25 protein-coding genes and 1 riboswitch are annotated in these 23,975 nt (G+C 72.8%); of the genes, 24 read left to right on the top strand and 1 reads right to left on the bottom strand.

Annotated elements, in window-relative coordinates:
- Window positions 1–48: 48 nt before the first annotated feature.
- From mihF to FBY41_RS18120, 24 genes are all read left to right on the top strand, one after another.
- The gene (gene mihF, locus FBY41_RS18235) at window positions 49–366 is read left to right on the top strand and encodes an integration host factor, actinobacterial type (protein ID WP_141820939.1); all 318 of its coding nucleotides are present in this window, start codon (window positions 49–51) and stop codon (window positions 364–366) included.
- Window positions 363–980, top strand: a complete 618-nt coding sequence (gene gmk / locus FBY41_RS18230) for a guanylate kinase (protein WP_141845681.1) — start codon at window positions 363–365, stop codon at window positions 978–980. Before mihF ends, gmk begins: the two co-directional genes overlap by 4 nt.
- A gap of 89 nt (window positions 981–1,069) precedes the next feature.
- Window positions 1,070–1,333 carry a DNA-directed RNA polymerase subunit omega gene (rpoZ, locus tag FBY41_RS18225; protein ID WP_141820936.1) on the top strand — a complete coding sequence of 88 codons (264 nt, stop codon included), beginning with the start codon at window positions 1,070–1,072 and terminating at the stop codon, window positions 1,331–1,333.
- Between the two features lie 26 nt (window positions 1,334–1,359).
- Window positions 1,360–2,604 carry a bifunctional phosphopantothenoylcysteine decarboxylase/phosphopantothenate--cysteine ligase CoaBC gene (gene coaBC, locus FBY41_RS18220; protein ID WP_141845679.1) on the top strand — a complete coding sequence of 415 codons (1,245 nt, stop codon included), beginning with the start codon at window positions 1,360–1,362 and terminating at the stop codon, window positions 2,602–2,604.
- A 59-nt stretch (window positions 2,605–2,663) separates the two neighbouring features.
- Window positions 2,664–3,887, top strand: coding sequence for a methionine adenosyltransferase (metK, locus tag FBY41_RS18215; RefSeq protein WP_141845677.1), 1,224 nt, complete (start codon window positions 2,664–2,666; stop codon window positions 3,885–3,887).
- A gap of 16 nt (window positions 3,888–3,903) precedes the next feature.
- A complete protein-coding gene (locus FBY41_RS18210) occupies window positions 3,904–5,964 on the top strand; it encodes a primosomal protein N' family DNA-binding protein (RefSeq protein WP_141845675.1) in 2,061 nt (686 codons plus the stop codon).
- 22 nt (window positions 5,965–5,986) lie between these two features.
- Complete coding sequence (locus tag FBY41_RS18205) at window positions 5,987–7,264, top strand: saccharopine dehydrogenase family protein (RefSeq protein ID WP_141845673.1); 1,278 nt, start codon at window positions 5,987–5,989, stop codon at window positions 7,262–7,264.
- Window positions 7,265–7,355: 91 nt separating this feature from the next.
- A complete protein-coding gene (locus FBY41_RS18200) occupies window positions 7,356–7,904 on the top strand; it encodes a helix-turn-helix domain-containing protein (RefSeq protein ID WP_141845671.1) in 549 nt (182 codons plus the stop codon).
- Window positions 7,901–9,235: an MFS transporter gene (locus FBY41_RS18195; RefSeq protein ID WP_141845669.1), complete on the top strand. Its 1,335-nt coding sequence runs from the start codon at window positions 7,901–7,903 to the stop codon at window positions 9,233–9,235. Before FBY41_RS18200 ends, FBY41_RS18195 begins: the two co-directional genes overlap by 4 nt.
- Window positions 9,236–9,275: 40 nt before the next feature.
- On the top strand, window positions 9,276–9,821 hold the full coding sequence (gene def / locus FBY41_RS18190) for a peptide deformylase (protein ID WP_141845667.1): 546 nt from the start codon (window positions 9,276–9,278) through the stop codon (window positions 9,819–9,821).
- A gap of 1 nt (window position 9,822) precedes the next feature.
- A complete protein-coding gene (gene fmt / locus FBY41_RS18185; RefSeq protein ID WP_141845665.1) occupies window positions 9,823–10,770 on the top strand; it encodes a methionyl-tRNA formyltransferase in 948 nt (315 codons plus the stop codon).
- Entirely contained in the window at window positions 10,763–12,283 is a 1,521-nt protein-coding gene (locus tag FBY41_RS18180) for an RsmB/NOP family class I SAM-dependent RNA methyltransferase (protein ID WP_141845663.1), read from the top strand. Before fmt ends, FBY41_RS18180 begins: the two co-directional genes overlap by 8 nt.
- 21 nt (window positions 12,284–12,304) lie before the next feature.
- Entirely contained in the window at window positions 12,305–12,826 is a 522-nt protein-coding gene (locus FBY41_RS18175; RefSeq protein ID WP_185749145.1) for an HNH endonuclease signature motif containing protein, read from the top strand.
- Window positions 12,827–12,880: 54 nt separating this feature from the next.
- A complete protein-coding gene (gene rpe / locus FBY41_RS18170; RefSeq protein WP_141845661.1) occupies window positions 12,881–13,537 on the top strand; it encodes a ribulose-phosphate 3-epimerase in 657 nt (218 codons plus the stop codon).
- A gap of 107 nt (window positions 13,538–13,644) precedes the next feature.
- Window positions 13,645–13,773, top strand: a riboswitch (FMN riboswitch).
- A 117-nt stretch (window positions 13,774–13,890) separates the two neighbouring features.
- Window positions 13,891–14,652, top strand: a complete 762-nt coding sequence (gene pnuC / locus FBY41_RS18165) for a nicotinamide riboside transporter PnuC (protein ID WP_141845659.1) — start codon at window positions 13,891–13,893, stop codon at window positions 14,650–14,652.
- 3 nt (window positions 14,653–14,655) lie between these two features.
- Window positions 14,656–15,687: a bifunctional diaminohydroxyphosphoribosylaminopyrimidine deaminase/5-amino-6-(5-phosphoribosylamino)uracil reductase RibD gene (gene ribD, locus FBY41_RS18160; RefSeq protein WP_260439884.1), complete on the top strand. Its 1,032-nt coding sequence runs from the start codon at window positions 14,656–14,658 to the stop codon at window positions 15,685–15,687.
- A gap of 7 nt (window positions 15,688–15,694) precedes the next feature.
- Entirely contained in the window at window positions 15,695–16,300 is a 606-nt protein-coding gene (locus tag FBY41_RS18155) for a riboflavin synthase (protein WP_141845657.1), read from the top strand.
- Window positions 16,297–17,547, top strand: a complete 1,251-nt coding sequence (gene ribB / locus FBY41_RS18150; protein WP_141845656.1) for a 3,4-dihydroxy-2-butanone-4-phosphate synthase — start codon at window positions 16,297–16,299, stop codon at window positions 17,545–17,547. Before FBY41_RS18155 ends, ribB begins: the two co-directional genes overlap by 4 nt.
- Window positions 17,544–18,014, top strand: a complete 471-nt coding sequence (gene ribH / locus FBY41_RS18145; protein ID WP_141845655.1) for a 6,7-dimethyl-8-ribityllumazine synthase — start codon at window positions 17,544–17,546, stop codon at window positions 18,012–18,014. Before ribB ends, ribH begins: the two co-directional genes overlap by 4 nt.
- A gap of 44 nt (window positions 18,015–18,058) precedes the next feature.
- Window positions 18,059–18,322: a phosphoribosyl-ATP diphosphatase gene (locus tag FBY41_RS18140; RefSeq protein ID WP_141845654.1), complete on the top strand. Its 264-nt coding sequence runs from the start codon at window positions 18,059–18,061 to the stop codon at window positions 18,320–18,322.
- Window positions 18,323–18,356: 34 nt separating this feature from the next.
- Entirely contained in the window at window positions 18,357–19,202 is an 846-nt protein-coding gene (gene hisG / locus FBY41_RS18135; RefSeq protein ID WP_141845653.1) for an ATP phosphoribosyltransferase, read from the top strand.
- Between the two features lie 4 nt (window positions 19,203–19,206).
- Window positions 19,207–19,734, top strand: coding sequence for a PH domain-containing protein (locus FBY41_RS18130; RefSeq protein ID WP_141845652.1), 528 nt, complete (start codon window positions 19,207–19,209; stop codon window positions 19,732–19,734).
- Window positions 19,731–20,294: a flavin reductase family protein gene (locus FBY41_RS18125; protein WP_260439883.1), complete on the top strand. Its 564-nt coding sequence runs from the start codon at window positions 19,731–19,733 to the stop codon at window positions 20,292–20,294. The genes FBY41_RS18130 and FBY41_RS18125 overlap by 4 nt, the downstream gene beginning before the upstream one ends.
- A gap of 50 nt (window positions 20,295–20,344) precedes the next feature.
- Window positions 20,345–22,726, top strand: coding sequence for an ATP-binding cassette domain-containing protein (locus tag FBY41_RS18120; protein WP_141845651.1), 2,382 nt, complete (start codon window positions 20,345–20,347; stop codon window positions 22,724–22,726).
- Between the two features lie 12 nt (window positions 22,727–22,738).
- On the opposite strand, the gene FBY41_RS18115 is transcribed toward FBY41_RS18120, so the two are convergent.
- Complete coding sequence (locus tag FBY41_RS18115) at window positions 22,739–23,974, bottom strand: MFS transporter (protein WP_260439882.1); 1,236 nt, start codon at window positions 23,972–23,974, stop codon at window positions 22,739–22,741.
- Window position 23,975 lies beyond the last annotated feature (1 nt).

Raw genomic sequence — 23,975 nt, 5'->3', positions numbered from 1 at the left:
CCAGGGGAGCGCCGGGCGCGCCCTGCGACCGCAAGGAGACCTGACACCGTGGCCCTTCCACCGCTCACGCCCGAGCAACGCGCAGCAGCACTCGAGAAGGCTGCGGCGGCACGTCGGGAGCGGGCCGCGGTGAAGAACCGCCTCAAGTACTCCAGCGGGTCGCTCGTCGAGGTGCTCGAGGACGGCAAGGTCGACCCCGTCATCGGCAAGATGAAGGTCACCGAGCTGCTCGAGTCGATGCCGGGCGTCGGGCGGGTGCGCGCCAAGGCGATCATGGAAGAGGTCGGCATCGCCGAGTCGCGCCGGGTGCGCGGCCTCGGAGCCAACCAGGTCGCGGCGCTGTTGCGCCGCTTCGAGCGGCCGTGACGCAGGAGCAGACCCCGGGCACGACGGAGCCGCGTCAGGTCGCCCCCACGCCGGGGCGGCTGACGGTGCTCGCCGGGCCCACGGCCGTCGGCAAGGGGACCATCGCCGCCTACGTGCGCACCTACTTCCCGGGGGTGTGGTTCTCGGTCTCGATGACGACGCGCCCGCCGCGGCCCGGCGAGGTCGACGGGGTCCACTACCACTTCGTCGACGACCGCGAGTTCGACCGGCTGGCCGAGGCGGGGCAGTTCCTCGAGTACGCCGTCGTCCACGGCGCCGCGAAGTACGGCACCCCGCGTGGGCCCGTCGAGCGCGCCATCCGTGAGGGCCGCGACGCGCTGCTCGAGATCGACCTCCAGGGTGCCCGCCAGGTGCGCGACACCTGGCCCGACGCGCTCTTCGTCTTCCTCGCCCCGCCGAGCTGGGAGGAGCTCGTCCGCCGGCTCGTCGGGCGCGGCACCGAGGGGGAGGCCGAGCGGGAGCGTCGACTCGACACCGCCCGCGCCGAGCTCGCCGCGCAGTCGGAGTTCGACCGGGTCATCGTCAACGACGATGTTCGTCGGGCGAGCGAAGAACTCGTATCATTGATGAGATCGGGACGCGCCGAGAGGTGAGTCCCGTCGTGGCGTGTGCCTCCGCCCGCCCCGCGCAGAGGCGTCGCACCCCCGCGCAAGCCCGCTGAAACCAACGAATCGAGATCACTGTGTCCGGTACCCAGGCTGCTCCCATCGGCATCACCAACCCGCCGATCGACGACCTCCTGGCGGTCGCCGACTCCAAGTACGCGCTCGTCATCTACTCCGCCAAGCGCGCGCGCCAGATCAACGCCTACTACTCCCAGCTGCAGGAGGGCCTGCTCGACTACGTCGGCCCCCTCGTGGAGACCGAGATCCACGAGAAGCCGATGTCGATCGCGCTGCGTGAGATCAACGAGGGCCTGCTGACTTCGACGCCCACCGAGGCCTGAGCACACCGGGAGGGCAGGGGCAGCCGATGCGTGTCGTGCTCGGGGTGAGTGGCGGCATCGCCGCCTACAAGGCCGCCTCGCTCCTGCGTCTCTTCACCGAGCACGGTCACGACGTGACCGTCGTGCCGACCGCGGCGGCCCTGGAGTTCGTCGGGGCGCCGACGTGGTCGGCCCTGTCGGGCAAGCCCGTCGCCACCGACGTGTGGACCTCGGTGCACGAGGTGCCGCACGTGCGCATCGGTCAGGGCGCCGACCTCGTCGTCGTCGCTCCGGCGACCGCCGACCTGCTCGCGAAGGCCGCGCACGGCCTCGCCGACGACCTGCTGACGACCACCCTGCTCACGGCCCGGTGCCCCGTCGCCTTCGCGCCGGCGATGCACACGGAGATGTGGGAGCACCCGGCTACGCAGGCCAACGTCGCCACGCTCCGCTCCCGCGGCGCCCACGTCATCGACCCCGCCGTCGGCCGGCTCACCGGCAAGGACACCGGCGCCGGCCGGCTCCCCGAGCCCGAGCAGCTGTATGCCGCGTGCCTCGAGATCCTGGGCGGTGCCGTTCCGGGGGTGGGCGGGTCGACAAGCCCCGTGCGCGACCTCGCCGGTCGCCGGGTCGTCGTGTCGGCCGGGGGCACGCGCGAGCCCCTCGACCCGGTGCGCTACCTCGGCAACCGCTCGTCGGGCAAGCAGGGCTGGGCCATCGCCCGCTCCGCTGCGGAGCGCGGCGCCGAGGTCACCCTCGTGGCCGCCAACGTGTCGCTGCCCGCACCCGAGGGGGTGCACGTCGTCGCGGTCGAGACCACGCTCGAGCTGAAGTCGGCCGTCGAGGAGGCCGCAGCCGGGTCCGATGTCGTCGTCATGGCGGCGGCACCGGCTGACTTCCGCCCGGCCAGCGTGAGCGAGAGCAAGATCAAGAAGTCGTCCGACCCGGCCGCCGGCCTGCGGGTCGAGCTCGTCGAGAACCCCGACATCGTGCGTGGTCTCGTCGAGCAGCGCGCTGCGCAGGGGAGCGACCGACCGATCGTCGTCAGCTTCGCTGCCGAGACCGGTGACGCGCAGGGCTCGGTCATGGACCATGCCCGCGCCAAGTTCGCCCGCAAGGGCAGCGACGTCCAGGTCGTCAACGAGGTCGGACGCGACCTCACCTTCGGCCAGGACGAGACGACGGTCCACGTGCTCCGCCGCGGCAGCGATGCTGTCGTGACGGTGGGGCCGGCATCCAAGGACGTCGTGGCCGACGCGCTCTGGGACACCGTCTCGGCGATGCTCGGCTGACGACTACACTCACGGGCCAGACCGGCCCGATCGGCCACACCCCGAGCTAGGGAGAGCAAGTGCCTGCACGTCTGTTCACGTCCGAGTCCGTCACCGAGGGCCACCCGGACAAGATCTGCGACCAGATCAGCGACTCGATCCTCGATGCCCTGCTCACCGTGGACCCGCAGGCGCGCGTCGCCGTCGAGACCCTCGTCACGACCGGCCTCGTCCACGTGGCGGGCGAGGTGTCGACGACGGGCTACGTCGAGATCCCCAAGCTTGTGCGCGAGACGATCCTCGAGGTCGGCTACGACGGCTCCCAGAAGGGCTTCGACGGCCGCACGTGCGGCGTCTCGATCTCCATCGGCGCACAGTCGCCCGACATCGCCCAGGGCGTCGACACGGCGCACGAGCACCGCTCCGGTGAGGTCGGCGACCTGCTCGACAAGCAGGGCGCGGGCGACCAGGGCCTGATGTTCGGCTACGCCTGCGACGACACGGCAGAGCTGATGCCGCTGCCGATCCACCTCGCGCACCGCCTCTCCGAGCGGCTCACGCAGGTGCGCAAGAACGACGAGCTCGCCTACCTGCGCCCCGACGGCAAGACCCAGGTCACCATCGCCTACGAGGGCGACCGCGCCGTCAAGCTCGACACCGTCGTGCTCTCGACGCAGCACGCGCCCGACGTCTCCCTCGAGGGCATGCTCGAGCCGGACATCCGGGCCCACGTCATCGAGCCCGTGCTCGCCGAGCTGCGCGAGAGTGGCACCGATCTCGACGTCAGTAGCTACCGCGCCCTCATCAACCCCACCGGCCGCTTCGAGATCGGCGGCCCGATGGGCGACGCCGGCCTCACCGGCCGCAAGATCATCGTCGACACCTACGGCGGCATGGCCCGGCACGGCGGCGGCGCCTTCTCTGGCAAGGATCCGAGCAAGGTCGACCGCTCGGGCGCCTACGCGATGCGCTGGGTCGCCAAGAACATCGTCGCCGCGGGCCTGGCCCGGCGCTGCGAGGTGCAGATCGCCTACGCCATCGGCAAGGCCCAGCCCGTGGGCCTCTACGTCGAGACCTTCGGCACCGAGACGGTGCCCGTCGACGCGATCCAGCAGGCCATCGGCGACGTCTTCGACCTGCGCCCCGCCGCCATCGTCGACGCGCTCGACCTGCTGCGTCCGATCTACAAGCCGACGGCGGCATACGGCCACTTCGGCCGCACCAAGGCCGACGGCGTCGAGAACCCCTTCACGTGGGAGCGCACCGACCGTGTGGACGCCCTGAGGGCCGCCGTCTCCGGCTGAGGCTAGATTCGCCCCCGTGGGCGACGACGATACGAACGACACGACGCAGCGACCGGCCGACCGGCCGGTCGCTGCGGTCGTCGTCGAGACCCCGCTCGCGCACCTCGACCGCGTCTTCGAGTACGACGTGCCCGACGACCTGCGCGCTGACGCGCAGCCGGGCGCGCGCGTGCGTGTGCCCTTCGCCGGGCGAGAGCTCGACGGTTACGTCGTCGAGCGTCGCGCGCATCCCGAGCACGACGGCAGGCTCACCCCGCTGCGCCGCGTCGTCAGTGCCGAGGCCGTGCTGACCCCCGAGGTGCTCGCCCTCTGCCGCGCCGTCGCCGACCGGTATGCCGGCACGATGAGTGACGTGCTCCGGCTCGCCGTGCCCCGGCGCCACGCGACGGCCGAGCGCAACCTCGCGCTCGAGGCCCCGCCGTGCGAGCCGGTCGCCGGGCCGTCCCCGGGCCCGTGGAAGGCCTACCCCGCCGGTCCGGCCTGGCTGCGCCGGGTCGCGTCGGGTGAGGGGCCGGCGGCCGCCTGGTCGGCGCTGCCGGGTCGCCGCCCCGACGAGGACTGGCCCGCGGCGCTGGCCGTGGCGGCGGCCACCGCCCTCTCGGCCGGCCGTGGCAGCGTCCTCGTCGTGCCCGACCACCGCGACGTCGACCGGCTCGACGCCGCGCTCACGCAGCTGCTCGGCAAGGGCCGGCACGCGCGCCTCACGGCCGACCAGGGGCCGCAGGCGCGCTACACCGCATGGCTCAAGGTGCTGCGCGGTCACGTCCGCGTCGTCATCGGCACCCGCGCGGCGGCCTTCGCGCCGGTGCACGACCTCGGCCTCGTCGCCTGGTGGGACGACGGCGACGACCTGCTCGCCGAGCCGCGCGCGCCCTACCACCACACCGGGGTCGTCCTCGAGCTGCGGGCGGCGGCCACGGGGGCGGCCGTGCTCGCCGGCGGCTTCGGGCGCAGCCTGCGGCTCCAGGTCGGCGTCGAGGACGGCACGCTCGTCCCCGTGGAGGCCGACGCCGCCACCCTGCGGGCAGCTGTGCCGCGGGTGACCGTCGCCGGTGAGGGTCTCGACGAGGAGCGCGACGGCCCTGCCGCGCGGGCCCACCTGCCCTCCCGCGCCTGGCGTGTCGCCAAGGACGCCCTCGTCGACGGTCCGGTGCTCGTGCAGGTGCCGCGGCGCGGCTACCTCCCCTCGCTCAGCTGCGCCGAGTGCCGCACACCGGTGCGGTGCACGCGCTGCCAGGGACCGGTCTCGGTCAGCGGCTCGGGCGCCGCTCCGTCGTGCCGGTGGTGCGGGCTCGGCGTGACCCCTGGCGCCTTCGCGTGCGCGAGCTGCGGCTCGCGGCGCCTGCGGTCGTCGGTCACCGGTGCCCGGCGCACCGCGGAGGAGATCGGGCGAGCCTTCCCCGGCACTCCGGTGCTCACCTCGGGATCCGGCGAGGTCCTGGCGCAGGTCGGCGGCGAGCCGGCGCTCGTCATCGCCACCCCGGGCGCCGAGCCGATCGCCGAGGGCGGCTACACGGCAGTGCTCCTGCTCGACGCGTGGGCCAGCCTCGACCTGCCGGTGCTCGACGCACCCCTCGAGGCCGTGCGCCGGTGGCTGGCCGCCGCCGCGCTGGCACGCTCCGGTCGCGCCGCGGTCCTCTGCGGCGCGCCCGAGGCGGTGGCGCTGCCCGCCGTCGAGGCGCTCGTGCGGTGGGACCCGGCCTGGCTCGCGGAGCGGGAGCTCGCGGAGCGGGCCGAGCTCGGCCTGCCGCCCGCCCTGCGCGTCGCCCAGCTGACGGGCAGCCGCAGAGCCCTCGAGGGAGCCCTCGCGCAGCTGGAGCAGCAGGGCCTCCCTCCGGGGGCCCAGGTGCTCGGGCCCGTCCCCGTCAGCCCGGCCGCGCACCGCGCCGTGACGCCACCTCCGCGGGAGACCGACGCGCCTGCTCGCACCCCTGCCGACCACCACGTCCTCGTGCGGGTGCCGCCCGTGGCCACCCTCGAGCTGACCCGCGCCCTCATCGCGCTCAAGGCGGTGCGGTCCGCGCGCAAGGAGGCCGAGGTCGTGACGGTGCGCGTCGATCCCCTCGAGATGTTCTGACCCGCCGTGGCAGAGTGACCGCATGCCCGACCGCCAGCGTGACCTCGACATCGTCCTCTTCGGCGCCACCGGCTTCGTGGGGGTCCTCACCGCGGCCCACCTCGCCGAGCACGCACCCGAGGAGGCCCGCGTCGCGCTGGCCGGACGGTCGCGCGCGAAGCTCGAGAGCACCCGGGCCGAGATCGGTGGACGGGCTCTCGACTGGGAGCTGGTCGAGGTCGACGCCACCGACGCCGTGCGGCTGCGCGCCGTCGCCGCGCGCACGATGGTGCTCGCCAGCACGGTCGGGCCCTATGCGGCATACGGCAAGGAGGTCGTGCGGGCGTGTGCCGAGGAGGGCACCCACTACGCCGACCTCACGGGCGAGGTGCTCTTCGTGCGGTGGTCGCTCGACGAGGTCGACGCCCGGGCACGCGAGACCGGGGCCGCGATCGTGCACGCCTGCGGGTTCGACTCGATCCCGTCCGACCTCGGGGTCCTCGTCACGGCCCAGCGCGCGGCCGCCGACGGCGCGGGCGAGCTCGGCGAGACGACGCTGCTCGTGCGCTCGATGAAGGGCGGCTTCTCCGGCGGCACGATCGACTCCGCCCGGCAGCAGGCCATCACGATGCGCGCCGACGCCGCTGCCCGCCGCACGGTGTCCGACCCGTATGCGCTGAGCCCCCGCCGCTCCGAGGAGCCGTCGGGCGGTGGCCGGGCGCGCGCCGGTGGTGTCGTGGGCACGCTGCGTCGACTCGTGCCGATCGACCGGGACGAGGAGACCGGCCGGTGGACGGGGCCGTTCGTCATGGCGGGGTTCAACACGCGCATCGTGCGCCTGTCCAACACCCTCTCCGACTGGTCCTACGGGCGCTGCTTCCGCTACCGCGAGGCGACCGACTTTGGCTCGGGACCGATGTCGCCGCTGCTCGCCGGCGGCATGGCGATCGGGCTGGGTGGGGCGGTCACCGGGCTGGCCTTCGGCCCGACGCGCGCCGTCCTCGACCGCTTCCTGCCGAAGCCCGGGGAGGGGCCGGGCCCCGAGGAGCGGGCGGCCGGTCGCTTCCGCATGGAGATCCGGAGCACGACGACGCAGGGCCGGCGCTACCGCACGAAGGTCGGGGCCGACTACGACCCCGGCTACGGCGGCACCGCGGTGATGCTCGGCCGAGCAGCCCTGTCGCTCGCCTTCGACGGCGGCGTGGGGGTGCCGCGCCGGACCGGCGTCTGCACGCCGGCCACGGCGATGGGGGAGGTCCTCGTCGAGCGACTGCGCGAGCACGGCTTCACCTTCGACGTCGAGGAGGTCACCGGCCGCTGAGCCGCCCGCCCTGGGTCGGGTGGCACGTGGATCCGACAACCCCCAAAGAGATGCTTGACGGTGGAGCCGGCGACACGGCATACTCCCAAACATGTCTTTGGAGGATGAGCGGATCAGTGACCTCAGGGCGACGGCCCACCCGCTGCGCCTGCAGATGCTCTCGCTCCTCACCGGCGCCGAGCTGAGCGCCGCTGAGGTCGCGCGAGAGCTCGACGTGAGCCAGGCCAACGCGAGCTACCACCTGCGCCTGCTGCTCGACGCCGGCCTGCTCGTCATCGCGAGCGAGGAGAACGTGCGCGGCGGCCGGGCGAAGCGCTACCGCCACGTGTGGGACGCCCCGCGCGCCCCCGGGGCCCAGCCCGACACCGAGGACGACGCCCAGCACTACGTCCGCGTCCTCGCCGACGCCATCCCGGCCCGCTTCGCCGACCGCCTCCCCGGTCGTCCCGGCGGCACGCACCTCACCGACGCCGACCTCTGGGTCGCGCCCGACGTGTGGGCGAGGGTCGTCGAGCTCGTCGGCGAGGCCAGTGCGCTCCTGCACGCGAGCGCGCAGCCGCCGCGGAGCGAGGGCACGGTGCGCGCGAACCTGTCGGTCGCCGCCTTCGAGCTGCGGCCCGAGAGCCGGGGCACGCGATGAGGGTCAAGGAGTCGCTCGGCGCGCTCGGCGACCCGCGGTTCGCGTGGTACTTCGCCGCCCGCACGGTGTCGACGGGCGGCTCGGTCATGGTGCCGGTGGCGCTCGCCTTCGCGGTGCTGCACATCGACGCGTCCGCCGGCGCGCTCGCCCAGGTGCTCGGCGTGCGCACCCTCGCCATGGTGGTCTTCCTGCTCGTCGGCGGGGTGGTGGCCGACCGGTTCTCACGCATCGTCGTCCTGCAGGTCTCGCACGTCCTCACCTGCCTCACCCAGGCGGTGGCCGCGGCCCTCATCATCAGCGGACACGCCACCCTGACGCAGCTGACGGTCATCGAGGGGATCAACGGCGCCGTCTCGGCCTTCACGATGCCGGCGATGATGGGCATCGTGCCGCTCGTCGTCGACCGCGCGCGGCTGCAGCAGGCCAACGCCCTGCTGTCCTTCAGCCGCAGCGGGCTCGCGGTCATCGGGCCGGCCCTCGCCGGCCTGCTCGTCGTGGGCGTCGGCCCCGGGTGGGCGCTCGCCGTCGACGCGCTGACGTATGCCGTCGCCATCGTCTGCCTCTCGCGCGTCGGTCTGCCCCGGGCCGAGCCGGGCCGCGTGCGGCGCCCCTCGATGGTGCGCGAGCTGCGAGAGGGGTGGTCGGAGTTCACCCGCCGGCAGTGGCTCTGGGTCGTCGTCCTCGCCTTCGGTCTGACGAACGCGATCCACGTCGGCGTCATCGGCGTGCTCGGACCGCTCATCGCGGCCTCGAGCGAGGCCATCGGAGAGGCGGGGTGGGGCCTCGTGCTGAGCGCCGAGGCCGCGGGCACGGTCATCATGACGCTCGTCATGCTCCGGCTGCGGCTCGAGCACCCGCTTCGTGCCGGCATGCTCGCCATCTGCGTCCTCGCGGTGCCGATGGTCCTCCTCGGGGCGCTGCCGGCCCTGCTGCCCGTGGCGATCGGTTTCTTCGTCGCGGGAGCCGCCGTCGAGGTCTTCGGCGTCGGGTGGAGCACGGCCCTGCACGAGCACGTGCCCGTCGCGGTGCTCTCACGGGTGTCGAGCTATGACGCCCTGGGCTCGTTCGTCGCGATGCCGATCGGGACCTTCGTCTACGGGTGGCTTGCCACCACCGTGGACCTCGAGACCCTCATCCTCGTGAGTGCCGCTGTCTACGTGGTGATCTCGCTCGCGGCCCTGCTCTCGCGGTCGGTGCGCGATCTCGGGCGGTCGTCCGAGGAACCCACCGAGGAACCCACCGAGGAACCCACCGACGAACCCACCGAGGTGCGCACCGTCGCGATGCCGGCCACGGCCGCCGGTCGGTCCTCGGCGCCGCCGCAGTCCTAGACTGGCGCTCGCCCCGTCCACCCCCGCACCCAGGAGTCTCGTGTCGATCAAGGACATCCGCCTCTTCGGTGACCCGGTCCTGCGCACACCCGCCGTCGACGTCGTCGACTTCGACAAGCAGCTCCGGGTCCTCGTCAAGGACCTCGAGGACACGATGCTCGATGCTCCGGGAGCGGGCTTGGCCGCCCCCCAGATCGGGGTGGGGCTGCGCGTCTTCACCTACTGGGTCGACGGAGTGCTCGGACACCTCGTCAACCCCAGCCTCGACCTGTCCGACGAGGAGCAGGACGGCCCTGAGGGCTGTCTCTCCATCCCCGGGGTCGCCTTCGACACGAAGCGCGCTCTCTCGGTCGTGGCGCGCGGCCAGAACATGTGGGGTGAGCCGGTCGTCCTCGAGGGCACCGAGCTGCTCGCCCGGTGCGTCCAGCACGAGACCGACCACCTCGACGGCATCCTCTTCCTCGACCGTCTCGACACGGAGTCGCGCCGCGAGGCGATGCGCGCCATCCGCGAGTCGGACTGGTTCGCCCAGAGCCCGACCGAGGTGCGCATCAGCCCGCACTCCACCTTCGGCCGGGCGATGTGACGTGAGAGTCGTCTTCGCCGGAACCCCCGAAGCCGCGGTGCCGAGCCTCGAGGCCGTGGCGGCGTCGAGCCACGAGCTCGTCGCCGTCGTCACGAGGCCCGACGCACCCTCGGGGCGGGGGCGCCGCCTCGAGGCCTCACCCGTGCGCCAGCGCGCCGAGGAGCTCGGCGTGCCGGTGCTGACCCCGACCCGGGTCAAGGAACCCGAGTTCCTCGACACCCTGCGCGAGCTCGCACCTGACGCCTGCCCGGTCGTCGCCTACGGCAACCTCATCCCGCCTGTCGCCCTCGGCATCCCGAGGCTCGGCTGGGTCAACCTGCACTTCTCCCTGCTGCCGGCGTGGCGCGGCGCCGCCCCGGTGCAGCACGCCATCATGGCCGGTGACACGGTGACCGGCGCCTCGACGTTCCTCATCGAGCAGGGCCTCGACACCGGTCCGGTCCTCGGCGTCATGACGGAGACGATCCGCCCCACCGACACCGCCGGAGACCTGCTCGGACGGCTGGCGACCGCCGGGGCCGGGCTGCTCGTGGCCACGCTCGACGGGCTCGAGGCCGGCGAGCTCGTGGCCCGGCCGCAGGCCGGTGAGGGCGTCTCGCACGCCCCCAAGATCGAGGTCGACGACGCCCGCATCCGGTGGGAGCACCCCGCCGCGGCCGTCGACCGCCGGGTGCGCGGGTGCACACCGGCCCCCGGCGCGTGGACGACCTTCCGGGGACAGCGCCTCAAGATCGAGCCGGTCACGCCGGTTGGCCCCAACGAGGCGGACGCCCTCGGCGGCCTCGCACCCGGCACTCTCCTCGTGTCGAAGAAGGCGGTCCACGTCGGCACGGGAACCGTGCCCGTGCGCCTCGGCACGGTCCAGGCACACGGCAAGAAGCCGATGGCCGCCGCCGACTGGGCACGCGGCACGCGCATCGAGGCGGGGGAGCGGGTCGGCGATGAGTGACGACGAGCACCGCGCCCGGCGCGGGGAGCGGCAGCGGCCTCCGGCCCGCGAGCGCTCGGCCCGGCACCGCTCCGAGCAGCGGCCGTCGGAGCGGGCCCGCCGCACCGACCCCGCCCGGCTGACGGCCTACACGGCGATGCGTGAGATCGCCGACGGCGCCTACGCCAACCTCGCGCTGCCGAGGCTGCTGCGCGACAAGCGACTCACTGGCCGAGACGCGGGCTTTGCGACTGAGCTCGTCTACGGCGCGACCCGCATGTCCGGTCTCTACGACGCGATCATCGCCTCGGCAGCGGGTCGGCCTGTCGGCAAGATCGACGCCAACGTGCTCGACACGCTGCGGCTCGGGGCGCACCAGGTCCTCGGGATGCGCGTGGCCACGCACGCTGCCGTCGACGAGACGGTGGCGCTGGCCCGTCAGGTCAACGGCGCCGGAGCGGCAGGCTTCGTCAACGCCGTCATGCGTCGCATCAGCGAGCGTGACCCCGACGAGTGGGTCGATCTCGTGACCCAGGGCATCACCGACCCGGTCGAGCGGCTGGCAATGCGCACCTCGCACCCCGTCTGGGTGGCGAAGGCCCTGCGTGCCGCCCTCATCGGGCACGGGGCTGCCACCCCCGACGATGTCGAGGCATCTCTCACCGCGCTGCTCGAGGTCGACAACGAGCCGGCCAAGGTCTCGCTCGTGGCACGGCCCGGACTCTCGTCGCTCGACGAGCTCGAGGGCTGGGGGGCGACGCGCACCGGGCTCAGCCCGGTCGGAGCTGTGCTCGACGAGGGCGACCCCGGCGCCATCGACGCCGTGCGCGACGGGCGTGCGGCGGTGCAGGACGAGGGCTCGCAGCTGCTTGTGCTCGCCCTCGCCAGCGCCAACGTCGAGGGTCCGGCTGCGGCAGACGAGCGCTGGCTCGACCTGTGTGCCGGGCCGGGTGGCAAGGCCGGACTGCTCGCCGCGCTCGCCATCGAGCGACGAATCCCGTTCGTGGCCAATGAGATCAGCGAGCACCGCGCCGATCTCGTCTGGCAGACGCTCGCTGCCGCGCGCGCCGCGGCACGGGACGCCGACACGAGCCTCAAGGTGCGCCACGGCGACGGGCGCGACATGGGCGAGGTCGACCCGGCGGCATACAGCAGGGTGCTCATCGACGCACCGTGCACCGGCCTCGGGGCCCTCCGTCGCCGGCCAGAGGCGCGGTGGCGCCGCTCGCCCGGCGACGTCGCGGCCCTCGCCTGGCTCCAGCGCGAGCTGCTGTCGGCGGGCATCGACGCGACCGCGCCCGGGGGCCTCGTCGGCTACGCGACGTGCAGCCCTCACCTCAACGAGACCCGCTTCGTCGTCGCCGACCTGCTCAAGCGGCGCGACGACATCGAGGTGGTCGACGCGCGGGGCCTCTTCGTCGACGCGTCGGGGGAGCAGCTGCCGGCCCTCAGGGAGGGCCCCTACGTGCAGCTCTGGCCGCACGTGCACGGCACGGACGCGATGTTCTTCGCGCTGCTGCGCAAGACGGGCTGAAACACGGGTCATCCCGCCGCCATGGTCTGGATCGTCGTCCCGTTCGACGTCGTCACCGGCTCGTCGGACGCGGCGTGCGAGCTGCCCGGACACGGCTGGGTCGCCGCTGCCCACGCTCGCGAGATCATCACGCGTCCCGGGTCCGTCTGGCGCACCCTCCCCGTCGACGTCTCCAGCGGGCGGGCCCTGTCCCGACCCGGCCTCGGCTACCGACCCACCGCCGCCATGGTGGAGCACGTCCAAGCCCTTGATGGCGTGTGCCGGGCGCCGGGATGCGAGGTGCCAGCCCTTCGTTGCGACCTCGACCACGAGGTTCCGTGGCCGGCAGGGCCGACCACCGTCGACAACCTCCACGCCAAGCACCGCTTCCACCACAACCTCAAGACTGACGGCGTCTGGACCTCCAGGCCCACCGGCGGCCGCGGCCTCGAGTGGACCACCCTCACCGGACGCACGTACGCGACGTGGCCCAAGGACTGGCAGGCGGGCGTCGACCAGCCGCGTGCCGACGAGGCCGCACCCGACGATCCGCCCCCGTTCTGAGCGACCGGTTCGAGGCGAGGACTGGCCCGACGGCACGGCCCCTAGGCTGTGCGCGTGCAGATCTCACCGAGCATCCTGTCGGCCGACTTCGCCAACCTCGAGGCCGAGCTGGGGCGCATCGCCAACGCCGACTGGGCCCACGTCGACGTCATGGACGCGCACTTCGTGCCGAACCTCACTCTCGGGTTGCCCGTCGTCGAGGCCCTCGTCAAGGTGAGCCCCGTGCCCATCGACGCGCACCTCATGATCGAGGACCCCGACCGCTGGGCACCCCAGTACGCCGAGGCCGGCTGCCAGTCGGTGACCTTCCACATCGAGGCCGCCCGCGACCCGAGGTCGCTGGCGCGCGCGCTCCGTGCCGCGGGCTCACGGGCATCGATGGCGATCAAGCCCGGCACGGCCTTCGCACCCTATGAGGACCTGCTGCCCGAGCTCGACATGGTGCTCGTCATGACCGTCGAGCCCGGCTTCGGGGGCCAGTCGTTCATGGCCGACCAGATGCCCAAGGTGCGGCAGGTCCGCGAGGCCGTTCGGCGTCACGGCGGCGAGATCTGGGTCCAGGTCGACGGCGGTGTGAGTAGCGACACCATCGAGCAGTGCGCCGAAGCCGGCGCCGACGTCTTCGTCGCGGGCTCGGCCGTCTACGGCGCGGAGGACGCCGCGGCAGCCGTCGACGAGCTGCGCTCGCTCGCGGAGCGGCACCGACACTGACACCGAGCTCGCGGTGGGACGCACCCTGAGGCGGCCGGGAGCCCGTGTGCGATCCGTCACCGGCGAGACGGTGTGCATCGTCGCACCGGCCGGGTGCATACTGGCCCTACGTGCTCCGGGGTCGGTGTAATTCCGAGCCGGCGGTTACAGTCCGCGACCCGGCCGCAGCCAGCGGCCGGTTGACCTGGTGAAATTCCGGGACCGACGGTGAAAGTCCGGATGGGAGGCAGCACGAGACAGGCCGTCACGGTCTGGGTTTTCGGCGTCCGCTGCCGGAGCCCGGCTCCCGGCGGCGTGTGGAGTTCCCCGGAGTTCGTCCGTGCACCGACGAACGACACGAGGTCGAACACCACATGCAGGCATCAGCCCTTGCCGATGGCACGCAGAACGTCTTCCAGCACGCGATCGATGCGTCGATCGCGATCGGCCCCTACCAGCTGCACTGGCTCGAGCTGATCGGCGTCCTCATCGGACTCGCCTCCGCCTACCTCGGCATGCGCCGGTGGGTGTTGGCCTGGCCCGTCGGGATCCTCGCCAACGTCATGCTCTTCTTCGTCTACCTCGGTGCCGTCTTCGGCGCCGACGAGCGCATCCCCCTCTTCGGCCAGGCCGGTCGCCAGGTCTTCTTCATCATCACGAGCATCTACGGCTGGTGGCGCTGGTCGCGACTGCGCCGGCTCAACCACGCGGGTGACCCGACCGGAGCGGCGATCACGCCGCGGTGGGCGACGGCCACGGAGCGCGCCGTCGTCATCGGCTTCTGGCTCGTCGGCACCGTCGTCGTCCACCAGGTCTTCGTCTGGCTCTGGAGCCTCGCGCCCAACCCCTACTTCACGCCACAGTGGTGGTTCTTCTGGTGCGACGCCTGGATCTTCGTGGGCTCCATCGTCGCCACCTACGCCATGGCGCGTGGGTGGAACGAGTTCTGGCTCGCGTGGATCGGGGTCGACCTCGTCGGCATCCCGTTCGGCTTCGCCACGGGCTACGTCCCGACAGCCGTGCTCTACACCTTCTACGGCGCCTTCGTGGTCTACGGCTTCACCCAGTGGGTCAAGGCCTCGAGGACCGAGCGGCCCGACTCCGAGTCGGAGCTCGCGCGAGCGACGGCGGGCTGACCCGTGGGTGACACGGCCGCCTCGACCTGGATGCGACGAGCCCTCCACCTCGCCGCATCCGGGCCGTGGCCGGACCCCAACCCCCGGGTGGGGTGCGTCATCGTCGCGCCCGACGGTGAGGTCGTCGCGGAGGGGCACCACCACGGCGCCGGCACCCCTCACGCCGAGATCGTGGCACTTCGCACCGCCGGCTCGCGGGCCCGGGGGGCCACTGCCTACGTGACCCTCGAACCCTGCGCGCACACGGGTCGCACCGGCCCGTGCGCAGACGCCCTCGTCGTGGCGGGGGTGGCGCGCGTCGTCTTCGCCCAGTCCGACCCGAACCCCGACGCGACCGGCGGGGCCGAGCGCCTGCACGCAGCCGGGGTCGACGTCATCGGCGGCGTGCTCGCCGACGAGGCCACCGCGCTCAACGCCCGCTGGGCGCGCGGCGTGGCTCTCGGCCGCCCGCTCGTGACGTGGAAGTTCGCGGCCACGCTCGACGGCCGCAGTGCCGCCTCCGACGGGACGAGCCAGTGGCTCACCGGCGACGCCGCGCGCGCCGACACCCACACCCTGCGGGCCACCCGTGACGCGGTGCTCGTCGGCACCGGCACCGTGCTCGTCGACGACCCACGGCTCACGGCCCGTATGCCGGACGGCGGGCTCGCGCCGCGACAGCCCCTCCGTGTCGTCATGGGCCTTCGCGACGTGCCCGAGTCCGCGCAGGTGCACGACGCGCCCGGTGAGGTGCTCCACCTGCGCACCCGTGATCCCGAGATCGCTCTCAAGGAGCTGTGGGACAGGGGAGTCCGCGACGTGTGGCTCGAGGGCGGCCCGACGCTGGCGGCGACCTTCATCACCGCTGGCCTCGTCGACGACGTCTACGCCTACCTCGCCCCGGCACTGCTCGGGTCGGGCCGCGCGGCCGTCGACGACCTCGGCATCACCACCATCACGGACGTCCGGCGGCTCGAGGTCGTCGACGTCGAGGTCATCGGCGGCGACGTCCGCGTGCACGCCCGGCCGAGTGACCCCACCGAAGAGGAGAAGTGATGACACGATGTTCACCGGAATCGTCGAGGAGCTCGGCACCGTCGAGGCCGTCGAGCACGGCGCGGACTCAGCCGTGCTCCGCATCAGGGGTCCGCTCGTCGTCAGTGACGCCGTGCACGGTGCGTCGATCGCGGTCAACGGAGTCTGCCTGACCGTGACCGAGCACGACAGCGAGCAGTTCGCCGTCGACGTCATGGCCGAGACCCTGAGCCGGAGCGCGCTCGGCGCGCTCCGACCCGGTGACCGCGTCAACCTCGAGCGGGCCATGCCCGCCGATGGTCGCTTCGGCGGTCACGTCGTGCAGGGCCACGTCGACGGCACGGCGACGATCACGCGCCGCACGCCCGGGGACCGCTGGGAGACGGTCGATCTCACACTCCCACCCGGCCTCGCGGCATACGTCGTGGAGAAGGGGTCGATCACCGTCGACGGTGTCTCGCTCACGGTGGCCTCGATCTCGGACGACGGCTTCTCGGTGTCGCTGATCCCCACCACGCTGGCACTCACGACCTTGGGCCACAAGGGAGTCGGCGACGTCGTCAACCTCGAGGTCGACGTCATCGCGAAGTACGTCGAGCGCCTCCTCGGCTCGCGGGCGGGGGCGGGACGATGAGCGGCCTGGCCACCGTCGAGCAGGCCCTCGAGGCGCTGCGCCAGGGTCGCCCCGTCCTCGTGCTCGACGACGAGGGGCGCGAGAACGAGGGTGACCTCGTGCTCGCCGCCGAGACCGCCACCGAGGAGTGGATGGCGTGGACCGTGCGGCACTCGTCGGGCTACCTCTGTGCGCCGATGCCGGCCGAGGTCGCCGACCGGCTCGAGCTGCCGCTCATGGTCACCGACAACCGCGACCCCCTGCGCACGGCCTACACGGTGTCGGTCGACGCGGCTCGTGGCGTCACGACCGGCATCAGCGCTGCCGACCGGCTGCGCACCGTGCAGGTGCTCGCCGACCCCGCCTCGGTGCCCACCGACCTCGTGCGTCCCGGCCACGTGCTGCCCCTGCGGGCCAGGCCGGGTGGCGTCCTGACCCGCCCGGGGCACACGGAGGCCGCCGCCGACCTCACGCGTCTCGCGGGTCTCGCCCCCGTCGGAGTCATCGGCGAGCTCGTGCACGACGACGGCACGATGATGCGCTACGACGCCGTGCTCGCCCTCGGCGCCGAGGCCGGCCTGCCGGTCATCACGATCGAGGCGCTGATCGCCTGGCGCCAGCGCTTCGACCGTGTCGAGCGGCTCGCGACGACACGCATCCCCACGGTCCACGGCACGTTCACCGCCCATGGCTACCGCGACACCCTCACGGGCGACGAGCACGTCGCACTCGTCAGCCCTCGCGGGCTGCAGGCGCTGGGACGCCCCGGCCCGGTGCTGACCCGCCTGCACAGCGAGTGCCTGACGGGCGATGCCTTCGGCTCACTGCGGTGCGACTGCGGCCCGCAGCTGCAGGCGGCGATGGCACGGGTCGGCCGCGAGGGCGGGGTCGTCGTCTACCTCGGCGGCCACGAGGGTCGAGGCGTCGGCCTCGTCGACAAGCTGCGTGCCTACGCCGAGCAGGACGCGGGCGCCGACACGGTCGACGCCCAGACCGCGCTCGGCCTGCCCGTCGACGCGCGCGACTACGCGGCCGGCGCCGCGATCCTGCACGACCTCGGGGCCGAGCACGTCGTGCTGCTCACCAACAACCCCCTCAAGGTGAGCGCCCTGCGCCACTTCGGTGTCGACGTCGTGGCCGTCGAGCGGCTCCACGGCCCGATGGGCGAGGACAACGCGGGCTACCTCATCACCAAGCGCGACCGGCTCGGCCACGACATCCCGGCCACGCCCCGAGAGCACCACGGCAGCAGCAAGGAGACAGCATGAAGGACGGCGCCCCCACCATCGCCACCGACGGCAGCGGGCTGCGCGTCGCGGTCGTGGCCGCGAGCTGGCACGACCGGGTCATGGGTGGCCTGCTCGACGGCTCGCTCCGCGGACTCGCGGAGGCCGGCGTCACCGACGTCGAGGTCGTCCGGGTGCCGGGCACCTTCGAGCTGCCGGTCGCGTGCGCGGCACTCGCCGACCGCTTCGACGCCCTGGTCGCGCTCGGGGTCGTCATCCGCGGCGGCACCCCCCACTTCGACTACGTGTGCCAGGCTGCGACCGTCGGCATCACCGAGGTCGCCGTCCGCACCCGGGTGCCGATCGGCTTCGGCGTGCTCACCTGCGACGACGAGGCCCAGGCCCTCGATCGCGCCGGGCTGCCCGGGTCCGCCGAGGACAAGGGGCACGGGGCCGCCACGGCTGCGGTGGCGACCGTGGTCGCGCTCCGCGACACCGCCACGACGTGAGCGGCATACGGACCACGTCGGCTGCCCCCGTAGGCTGGGTGACCGTGAAGAGCTTTGAGCAGCTGTATGCCGAGCTGGCCGAGAAGGCCACGACCCGACCCGAGGGCTCGGGCACCGTCGCGCAGCTCGACGCCGGCGTCCACGCCATCGGCAAGAAGATCGTCGAGGAGGCGGCCGAGGTCTGGATGGCCGCGGAGTACGAGTCCAACGCCGAGGCGGCCGAGGAGATCAGCCAGCTGCTCTACCATCTGCAGGTCCTCATGCTCGCCAAGGGCATCTCGCTCGACGACGTCTACGCCCACCTGTAGGACCCCAGTAAGACCCCCAGAGGACCCCATCCCCATGCTGCGAATTGCCGTGCCCAACAAGGGCTCCCTGTCCGACGCGACGGTCGAGATGCTCCGCGAGGCGGGCTACCGCGTGCGTCGCGACACCAAGGAGCTCGTCGTCAGCGACGTCGAGAACGACGTCGAGTTCTTCTACCTGCGCCCGCGCGACATCGCCGTCTACGTCGGCTCCGGCACCGTCGACGCCGGCGTCACCGGACGCGACCTGCTGCTCGACTCCGGCTCCAGCGCCGTCGAGGTGATGTCGCTCGGTTTCGGCGGCTCGACCTTCCGGTATGCCGCCCGCCCCGGTCAGGTGGCCACGGTCGAGGACATCGACGGCAAGCGGGTGGCGACGAGCTACCCCGGCCTCGTGCGCGCCGACCTCGCATCCCGCGGGCTGAGCGGTGAGGTCGTGCGTCTCGACGGGGCGGTCGAGACCGCCATCACGCTGGGGGTGGCCGACGTCATCGCCGACGTCGTCGAGACGGGGGCCACGCTGCGCAGCCAGGGGCTCGCGGTCTTCGGTGAGCCGATCCTGCAGTCGGAGGCCGTGCTCATCCGCGGTGACCGGCCGGGGGAGGAGCAGGCCGTCTCGGTGCTGGAGCGGCGCATCGCCGGCGTCATCACCGCCCGGACCTACGTCATGCTCGACTACGACTGCCCCAAGGAGCTCGTCGACAAGGCGACCGAGCTGACGCCGGGCCTCGAGTCGCCCACCGTGTCGCCGATGCAGGACGAGGCGTGGGTCGCCGTGCGCGCCATGGTGCCGCGGATCGGGCGCAACCGGCTCATGGACGAGCTCTACGACCTCGGGGCCCGAGCCATCCTCGTCACCGACATCGCGGCCTGCCGCCTGTGACGCCGTGAGCAGCCCGACCGGCCCGAGCAGCCGCGACGCCGACCCGGCGCCTGACGCCTTCGCCACCTTCCGGTCGCGACGGGGTCGCGCCGTGGCGCTCGGCGTCGCGTGGACCGCACTCATCGTCTTCGGCGGTCTCGCCGTGCTCATGCCCGTCGAGACCCTCGGCCACTGGAGCATCATCGACCGCCTCATGTTCTTCGCCCTGGGCGTCGTCATCGCGGTCGTGGCCTGGCGCTACGCGTCGATCTCCGCCGTGCCCTCGCGGGAGGGGCTCATCGTGCGCAACCTCGTCCTCACCCGCACCCTGACGTGGCCCGAGGTCGTCGGGGTGCAGTTCGGCGGTGGCGAGCCGTGGGTGACGCTCGACCTCGACGACGGTGACACCCTGGCCGTCATGGCCATCCAGAAGGCCGACGGCGAGGTGTCGGGGCGCGAGGCATCGCGCCTGGCCGCGCTCGTCCAGGCCTTCGGCGAGTCGCGCCACCGCGACGGCGACGGGCCGCAGCGCGCAGGCGGCGAGGGCTCGTGAGCGACGGCCAGGGCGGCGAGCTGCGCGGCGGCGACCCCACGCCCGAGCGCATGCGCCACGCGCTCGGGCACTTCGCCACGGGGGTCACCGTCGTGACCGGGCTGACGGCACAGGGCGATCCGGTCGGCTTCGCCTGCCAGTCCTTTGCCTCGGTCTCGCTCGACCCCCCGCTCGTCCTCTTCTGTGCCGACCACCGCGGACGGTCCTGGCCGCTCATGCGCGAGCAGGGCCGCTTCACGGTCAACGTGCTCGGCCACGCGCAGCGAGACCTCATCGAACGCTTCGGGTCGAGGGCCGGGCGACGCTTCGAGGGGCTCGACTGGCTGCCGGCAGGCGCCGGGGGCCCGGGGCTGCCCGGGGTGCTCATGCGGATCCACTGCGCCGTCGAGCAGGTGCACGTCGCCGGCGACCACGACGTCGTCATCGGCCGGGTCGCCGAGCTCGAGGACGGCGAGCTGGGCCGGCCGATGCTCTTCTACCGTGGCCGCCTCAGCGTGACCGAGCGTCGCACCCCGACCGGCGACGACGGCGGCGAGGCGCTCGACGACTACTGGGGTTGACCCAGCCCGTACCGTGGGGTCGCGCACCACGCCGAGGGGACGGAGACCTGATGAGCGCGACGACGACGACGAAGGCGGCCACGCACGTCGCTGACAGCCACGACCGCATCCGGGTGCACGGGGCCCGGGTCAACAACCTCAAGGACGTCAGCATCGAGCTGCCGAAGCGACGCCTGACGGTCTTCACCGGCGTCTCGGGCTCGGGCAAGAGCTCGCTCGTCTTCGCCACGATCGCTGCCGAGTCCCAACGGCTCATCAACGAGACCTACAGCGCCTTCGTCCAGGGCTTCATGCCGTCGCTGGCCCGGCCAGAGGTCGACCTCCTCGACGGCCTGACGACGGCGATCATCGTCGACCAGGAGCGGATGGGCGCCAACCCGCGATCGACCGTCGGCACCGCGACCGATGCGAACGCCATGCTCCGGATCCTCTTCAGCCGCATCGGCACCCCGCACATCGGGCCGCCGACCGCCTTCGCCTTCAACGTCCCGACGCGCGTCGCGAGCGGGGTCATGAAGACCGATCGCGGCAACCGGCAGGAGACCTCGATCGTGCGCGAGGCGGTCTACCAGGGCGGCATGTGCGCCCGGTGCGAGGGGATGGGCGCCGTCAACGACTTCGACCTCACCGCGATCTACGACGAGAGCAAGTCGCTCTCCGAGGGTGCCCTCCTCGTCCCCGGCTACAGCATGGACGGGTGGTACGGCCGCATCTTCGCCGGAGCCGGCCTGCCCATGGACAAGCCCGTCGGGACGTTCACGGCGAGGCAGCTGCAGAAGCTGCTCTACGGCCAGCCGGAGAAGATCAAGGTCGAGGGCGTCAACCTCACCTACGAGGGCGTGCTCACGAAGATCCAGAAGTCGATGCTCTCCAAGGACCTCGACGCCATGCAGCCGCACGTGCGCCGTTTCGTCGAGCGGGCCGTCACCTTCACGACCTGTCCCGAGTGCAACGGGACGCGCCTGTCCCGAGAGGCGCTGTCATCGACGATCAAGGGCAAGAACATCGCCGACCTGTGCTCGATGCAGATCAGCGACCTCGCCGAGTGGTTGCGCGGCCTGTCGGAGCCGTCGGTCGCGCCCCTGCTGCGAGGTCTGCAGCACCTGCTCGACTCGTTCGCCGAGATCGGCCTCGGCTACCTCTCCCTCGACCGTCCCGCGGGCACGCTGTCAGGTGGGGAGGCCCAGCGCACCAAGATGATCCGGCACCTCGGGTCGTCCCTCACCGACGTCACCTACGTCTTCGACGAGCCGACGATCGGCCTGCACCCGCACGACATCGCGCGGATGAACGCGCTCCTGCTCCAGCTGCGCGACAAGGGCAACACCGTCCTCGTCGTCGAGCACAAGCCCGAGACGATCGCCATCGCCGACCACGTCGTCGACCTCGGTCCGGGCGCCGGTTCCGGTGGCGGCGAGGTCGTCTTCGAGGGCACCGTCGAGGGGCTGCGCGCCAGCGACACCGTGACCGGTCACCACCTCGATGACCGGGTGCGGCTCAAGGCGTCGACGCGCACGGCGACGGGGGTCATGGAGGTGCGTGGCGCCAGCACGCACAACCTGCGCGACCTCGACGTCGACATCCCGCTCGGCGTGCTCTGCGTCGTCACCGGCGTCGCGGGCTCCGGCAAGAGCTCGCTCATCCACGGTTCGGTGGCCAAGCGCGAGGGGGTCGTGGTCGTCGACCAGGGCGCGATCCGGGGCTCGCGCCGCAGCAACCCGGCCACCTACACCGGGCTGCTCGAGCCGATCCGCAAGGCGTTCGCCAAGGCCAACGGCGTCAAGCCCGCCCTCTTCAGCTCCAACTCCGAGGGCGCCTGCCAAGCCTGCAACGGCGCCGGCGTCATCTACACCGAGCTCGGGGTCATGGCGACGGTCGAGTCGACGTGCGAGGAGTGCGAGGGCCGGCGCTTCCAGGCGGCGGTGCTGGGCTACGAGCTGGGCGCTCGCAACATCGCCGAGGTGCTGGCGATGCCGGTGACCGAGGCGCTGGACTTCTTCGCCGAGGGGGAGGCCCGCACCCCGGCCGCCCACACGATCCTCGGGCGGCTCGTCGACGTGGGGCTCGGCTACATCACGCTCGGCCAGCCCCTGACGACGCTGTCCGGTGGCGAGCGCCAGCGCCTCAAGCTCGCCGCCCAGATGGCCGAGAAGGGCGAGGTCTACGTCCTCGACGAGCCGACGACGGGCCTGCACCTCGCCGACGTCGACAACCTGCTCGGGCTGCTCGACCGACTCGTCGACTCGGGCCGCTCGGTCATCGTCATCGAGCACCACCAGGCGGTCATGGCGCACGGCGACTGGATCATCGACCTCGGCCCCGGCGCCGGGCACGACGGCGGGCGCCTCGTCTTCGAGGGCACCCCCGCCGAGCTCGTCGCCGACGCCAGCACCCTCACCGGGCAGCATCTCGCCGCCTACGTCGCCGGGTGAGCGGACCGCGCCCTACTCGATGCGGCGCAGGCCCGGTCGCAGGCGCAGGGCGACGAGTGCCTGCAGGATGCCGACGGCGGCGAGCACGGCCCAGACGAGGCTGAGGCCGCCGGTGACGTCACGGACGAGTCCCATCGCCACGGGCCCGATCGAGGCGATGCTGTAGGAGGCGAAGAACGCCATACCGGTGAGGCGACCGCTCGCCTCGGGCGTCGCGGAATACCGCACGAGAAGCACGAGACCGAGCGAGAACGCCGCGCCCTGCCCGAGCCCGACCACCGCGGCCCACAGCCACGGAGCCGCGAGGGGTGCGAGCCAGATGCCGATGCACCCGAGCGTGCCCAGCGCGGCGACCGGCAGCAGCAGCCGGCGCAGGTCGGCAGTGCGGTCGCTGAGCACGGGGCCGAGCAGCCCTGAGACGATCTGCGTGCCGCTGAAGACGGCGGCGAGGTAGCCCGCCGACGCCGGTGGCCAGCCCTGCTCGACGTACGTGGGCGCCAGCCACGTCACGGACGAGTAGAAGGCCCAGGACTGCAGGGCGAGGTAGGCGGCGACGAGCCACGCGGTGGGGTGGCGCCACGGCAGCCGACCCCGTCCGGCTTCGCCCGGGGTGTGGTGGGGGTTGGCCCGACGCGTGAAGGGCGCCCAGGCGAGGGCACCCACGAGCGCGAGCACCGACCACGAGCCGAGCGAGGCCTGCCACGAGCCGAGCCGGTCGGCCAGCGGCACCGACAGGGCCGAGCTGAGGGCCGCGCCGCCCATCATCGCGAGCATGTAGAGGCCCGTGATGAGCCCGGCCCGCTCCGGCGGGAAGAAGGTCTTGACGAGGCGGGGAAGCAGCGTGCCGGCGAGGGCGATGCCGATGCCGGCGAGCGCCGTGCCGAGGTAGAGGATCGGCCACGAGTCCGCGGCGAACCGGCTCGCCGTGCCGGCGAGGATGGCGAGGATCGCGCCGAGCACCGCGGCAACGGCGCCGAGACGGTGGGCGACGACGCTCGCGACCGGCGCGAAGACGCCCATGCAGAGCACCGGAAGCATCGTCAGGGCACCGGCGGCGGCGTGGCTGAGACCGAGGTCGGCCGAGATCACGTCGAGCAGTGGGGGCACGCTCGTGATGGCCGTGCGGAGATTGGCCGCGACCGCGAGCAGCGCGAGGGCCATGACCCAGACCGGAGGCAGGGGCCGCAGACGCGGCGCGGTCGCCGTCGCCTCGGACCGCTCTTCGTGGGACGGGGCGGGTCGGGACACC

The sequence above is a fragment of the Humibacillus xanthopallidus genome, from assembly GCF_006716675.1.
GTDB classification, from domain to species: Bacteria; Actinomycetota; Actinomycetes; order Actinomycetales; family Dermatophilaceae; genus Humibacillus; species Humibacillus xanthopallidus_B.
This window is presented reverse-complemented; position numbering and strand designations above follow the sequence as displayed.

Bases quoted from the DNA above. Each gene is read 5' to 3' on its own strand.
- coaBC (WP_141845679.1), top strand. From the start codon at position 1,360: ATGCGTGTCGTGCTCGGGGTGAGTGGCGGCATCGCCGCCTACAAGGCC.
- FBY41_RS18120 (WP_141845651.1), top strand. From the start codon at position 20,345: ATGAGCGCGACGACGACGACGAAGGCGGCCACGCACGTCGCTGACAGC.
- FBY41_RS18175 (WP_185749145.1), top strand. From the start codon at position 12,305: ATGGTCTGGATCGTCGTCCCGTTCGACGTCGTCACCGGCTCGTCGGAC.
- ribH (WP_141845655.1), top strand. From the start codon at position 17,544: ATGAAGGACGGCGCCCCCACCATCGCCACCGACGGCAGCGGGCTGCGC.
- FBY41_RS18200 (WP_141845671.1), top strand. From the start codon at position 7,356: ATGTCTTTGGAGGATGAGCGGATCAGTGACCTCAGGGCGACGGCCCAC.
- FBY41_RS18155 (WP_141845657.1), top strand. From the start codon at position 15,695: ATGTTCACCGGAATCGTCGAGGAGCTCGGCACCGTCGAGGCCGTCGAG.
- pnuC (WP_141845659.1), top strand. From the start codon at position 13,891: ATGCAGGCATCAGCCCTTGCCGATGGCACGCAGAACGTCTTCCAGCAC.
- FBY41_RS18180 (WP_141845663.1), top strand. From the start codon at position 10,763: ATGAGTGACGACGAGCACCGCGCCCGGCGCGGGGAGCGGCAGCGGCCT.
- hisG (WP_141845653.1), top strand. From the start codon at position 18,357: ATGCTGCGAATTGCCGTGCCCAACAAGGGCTCCCTGTCCGACGCGACG.
- ribB (WP_141845656.1), top strand. From the start codon at position 16,297: ATGAGCGGCCTGGCCACCGTCGAGCAGGCCCTCGAGGCGCTGCGCCAG.
- FBY41_RS18205 (WP_141845673.1), top strand. From the start codon at position 5,987: ATGCCCGACCGCCAGCGTGACCTCGACATCGTCCTCTTCGGCGCCACC.
- FBY41_RS18195 (WP_141845669.1), top strand. From the start codon at position 7,901: ATGAGGGTCAAGGAGTCGCTCGGCGCGCTCGGCGACCCGCGGTTCGCG.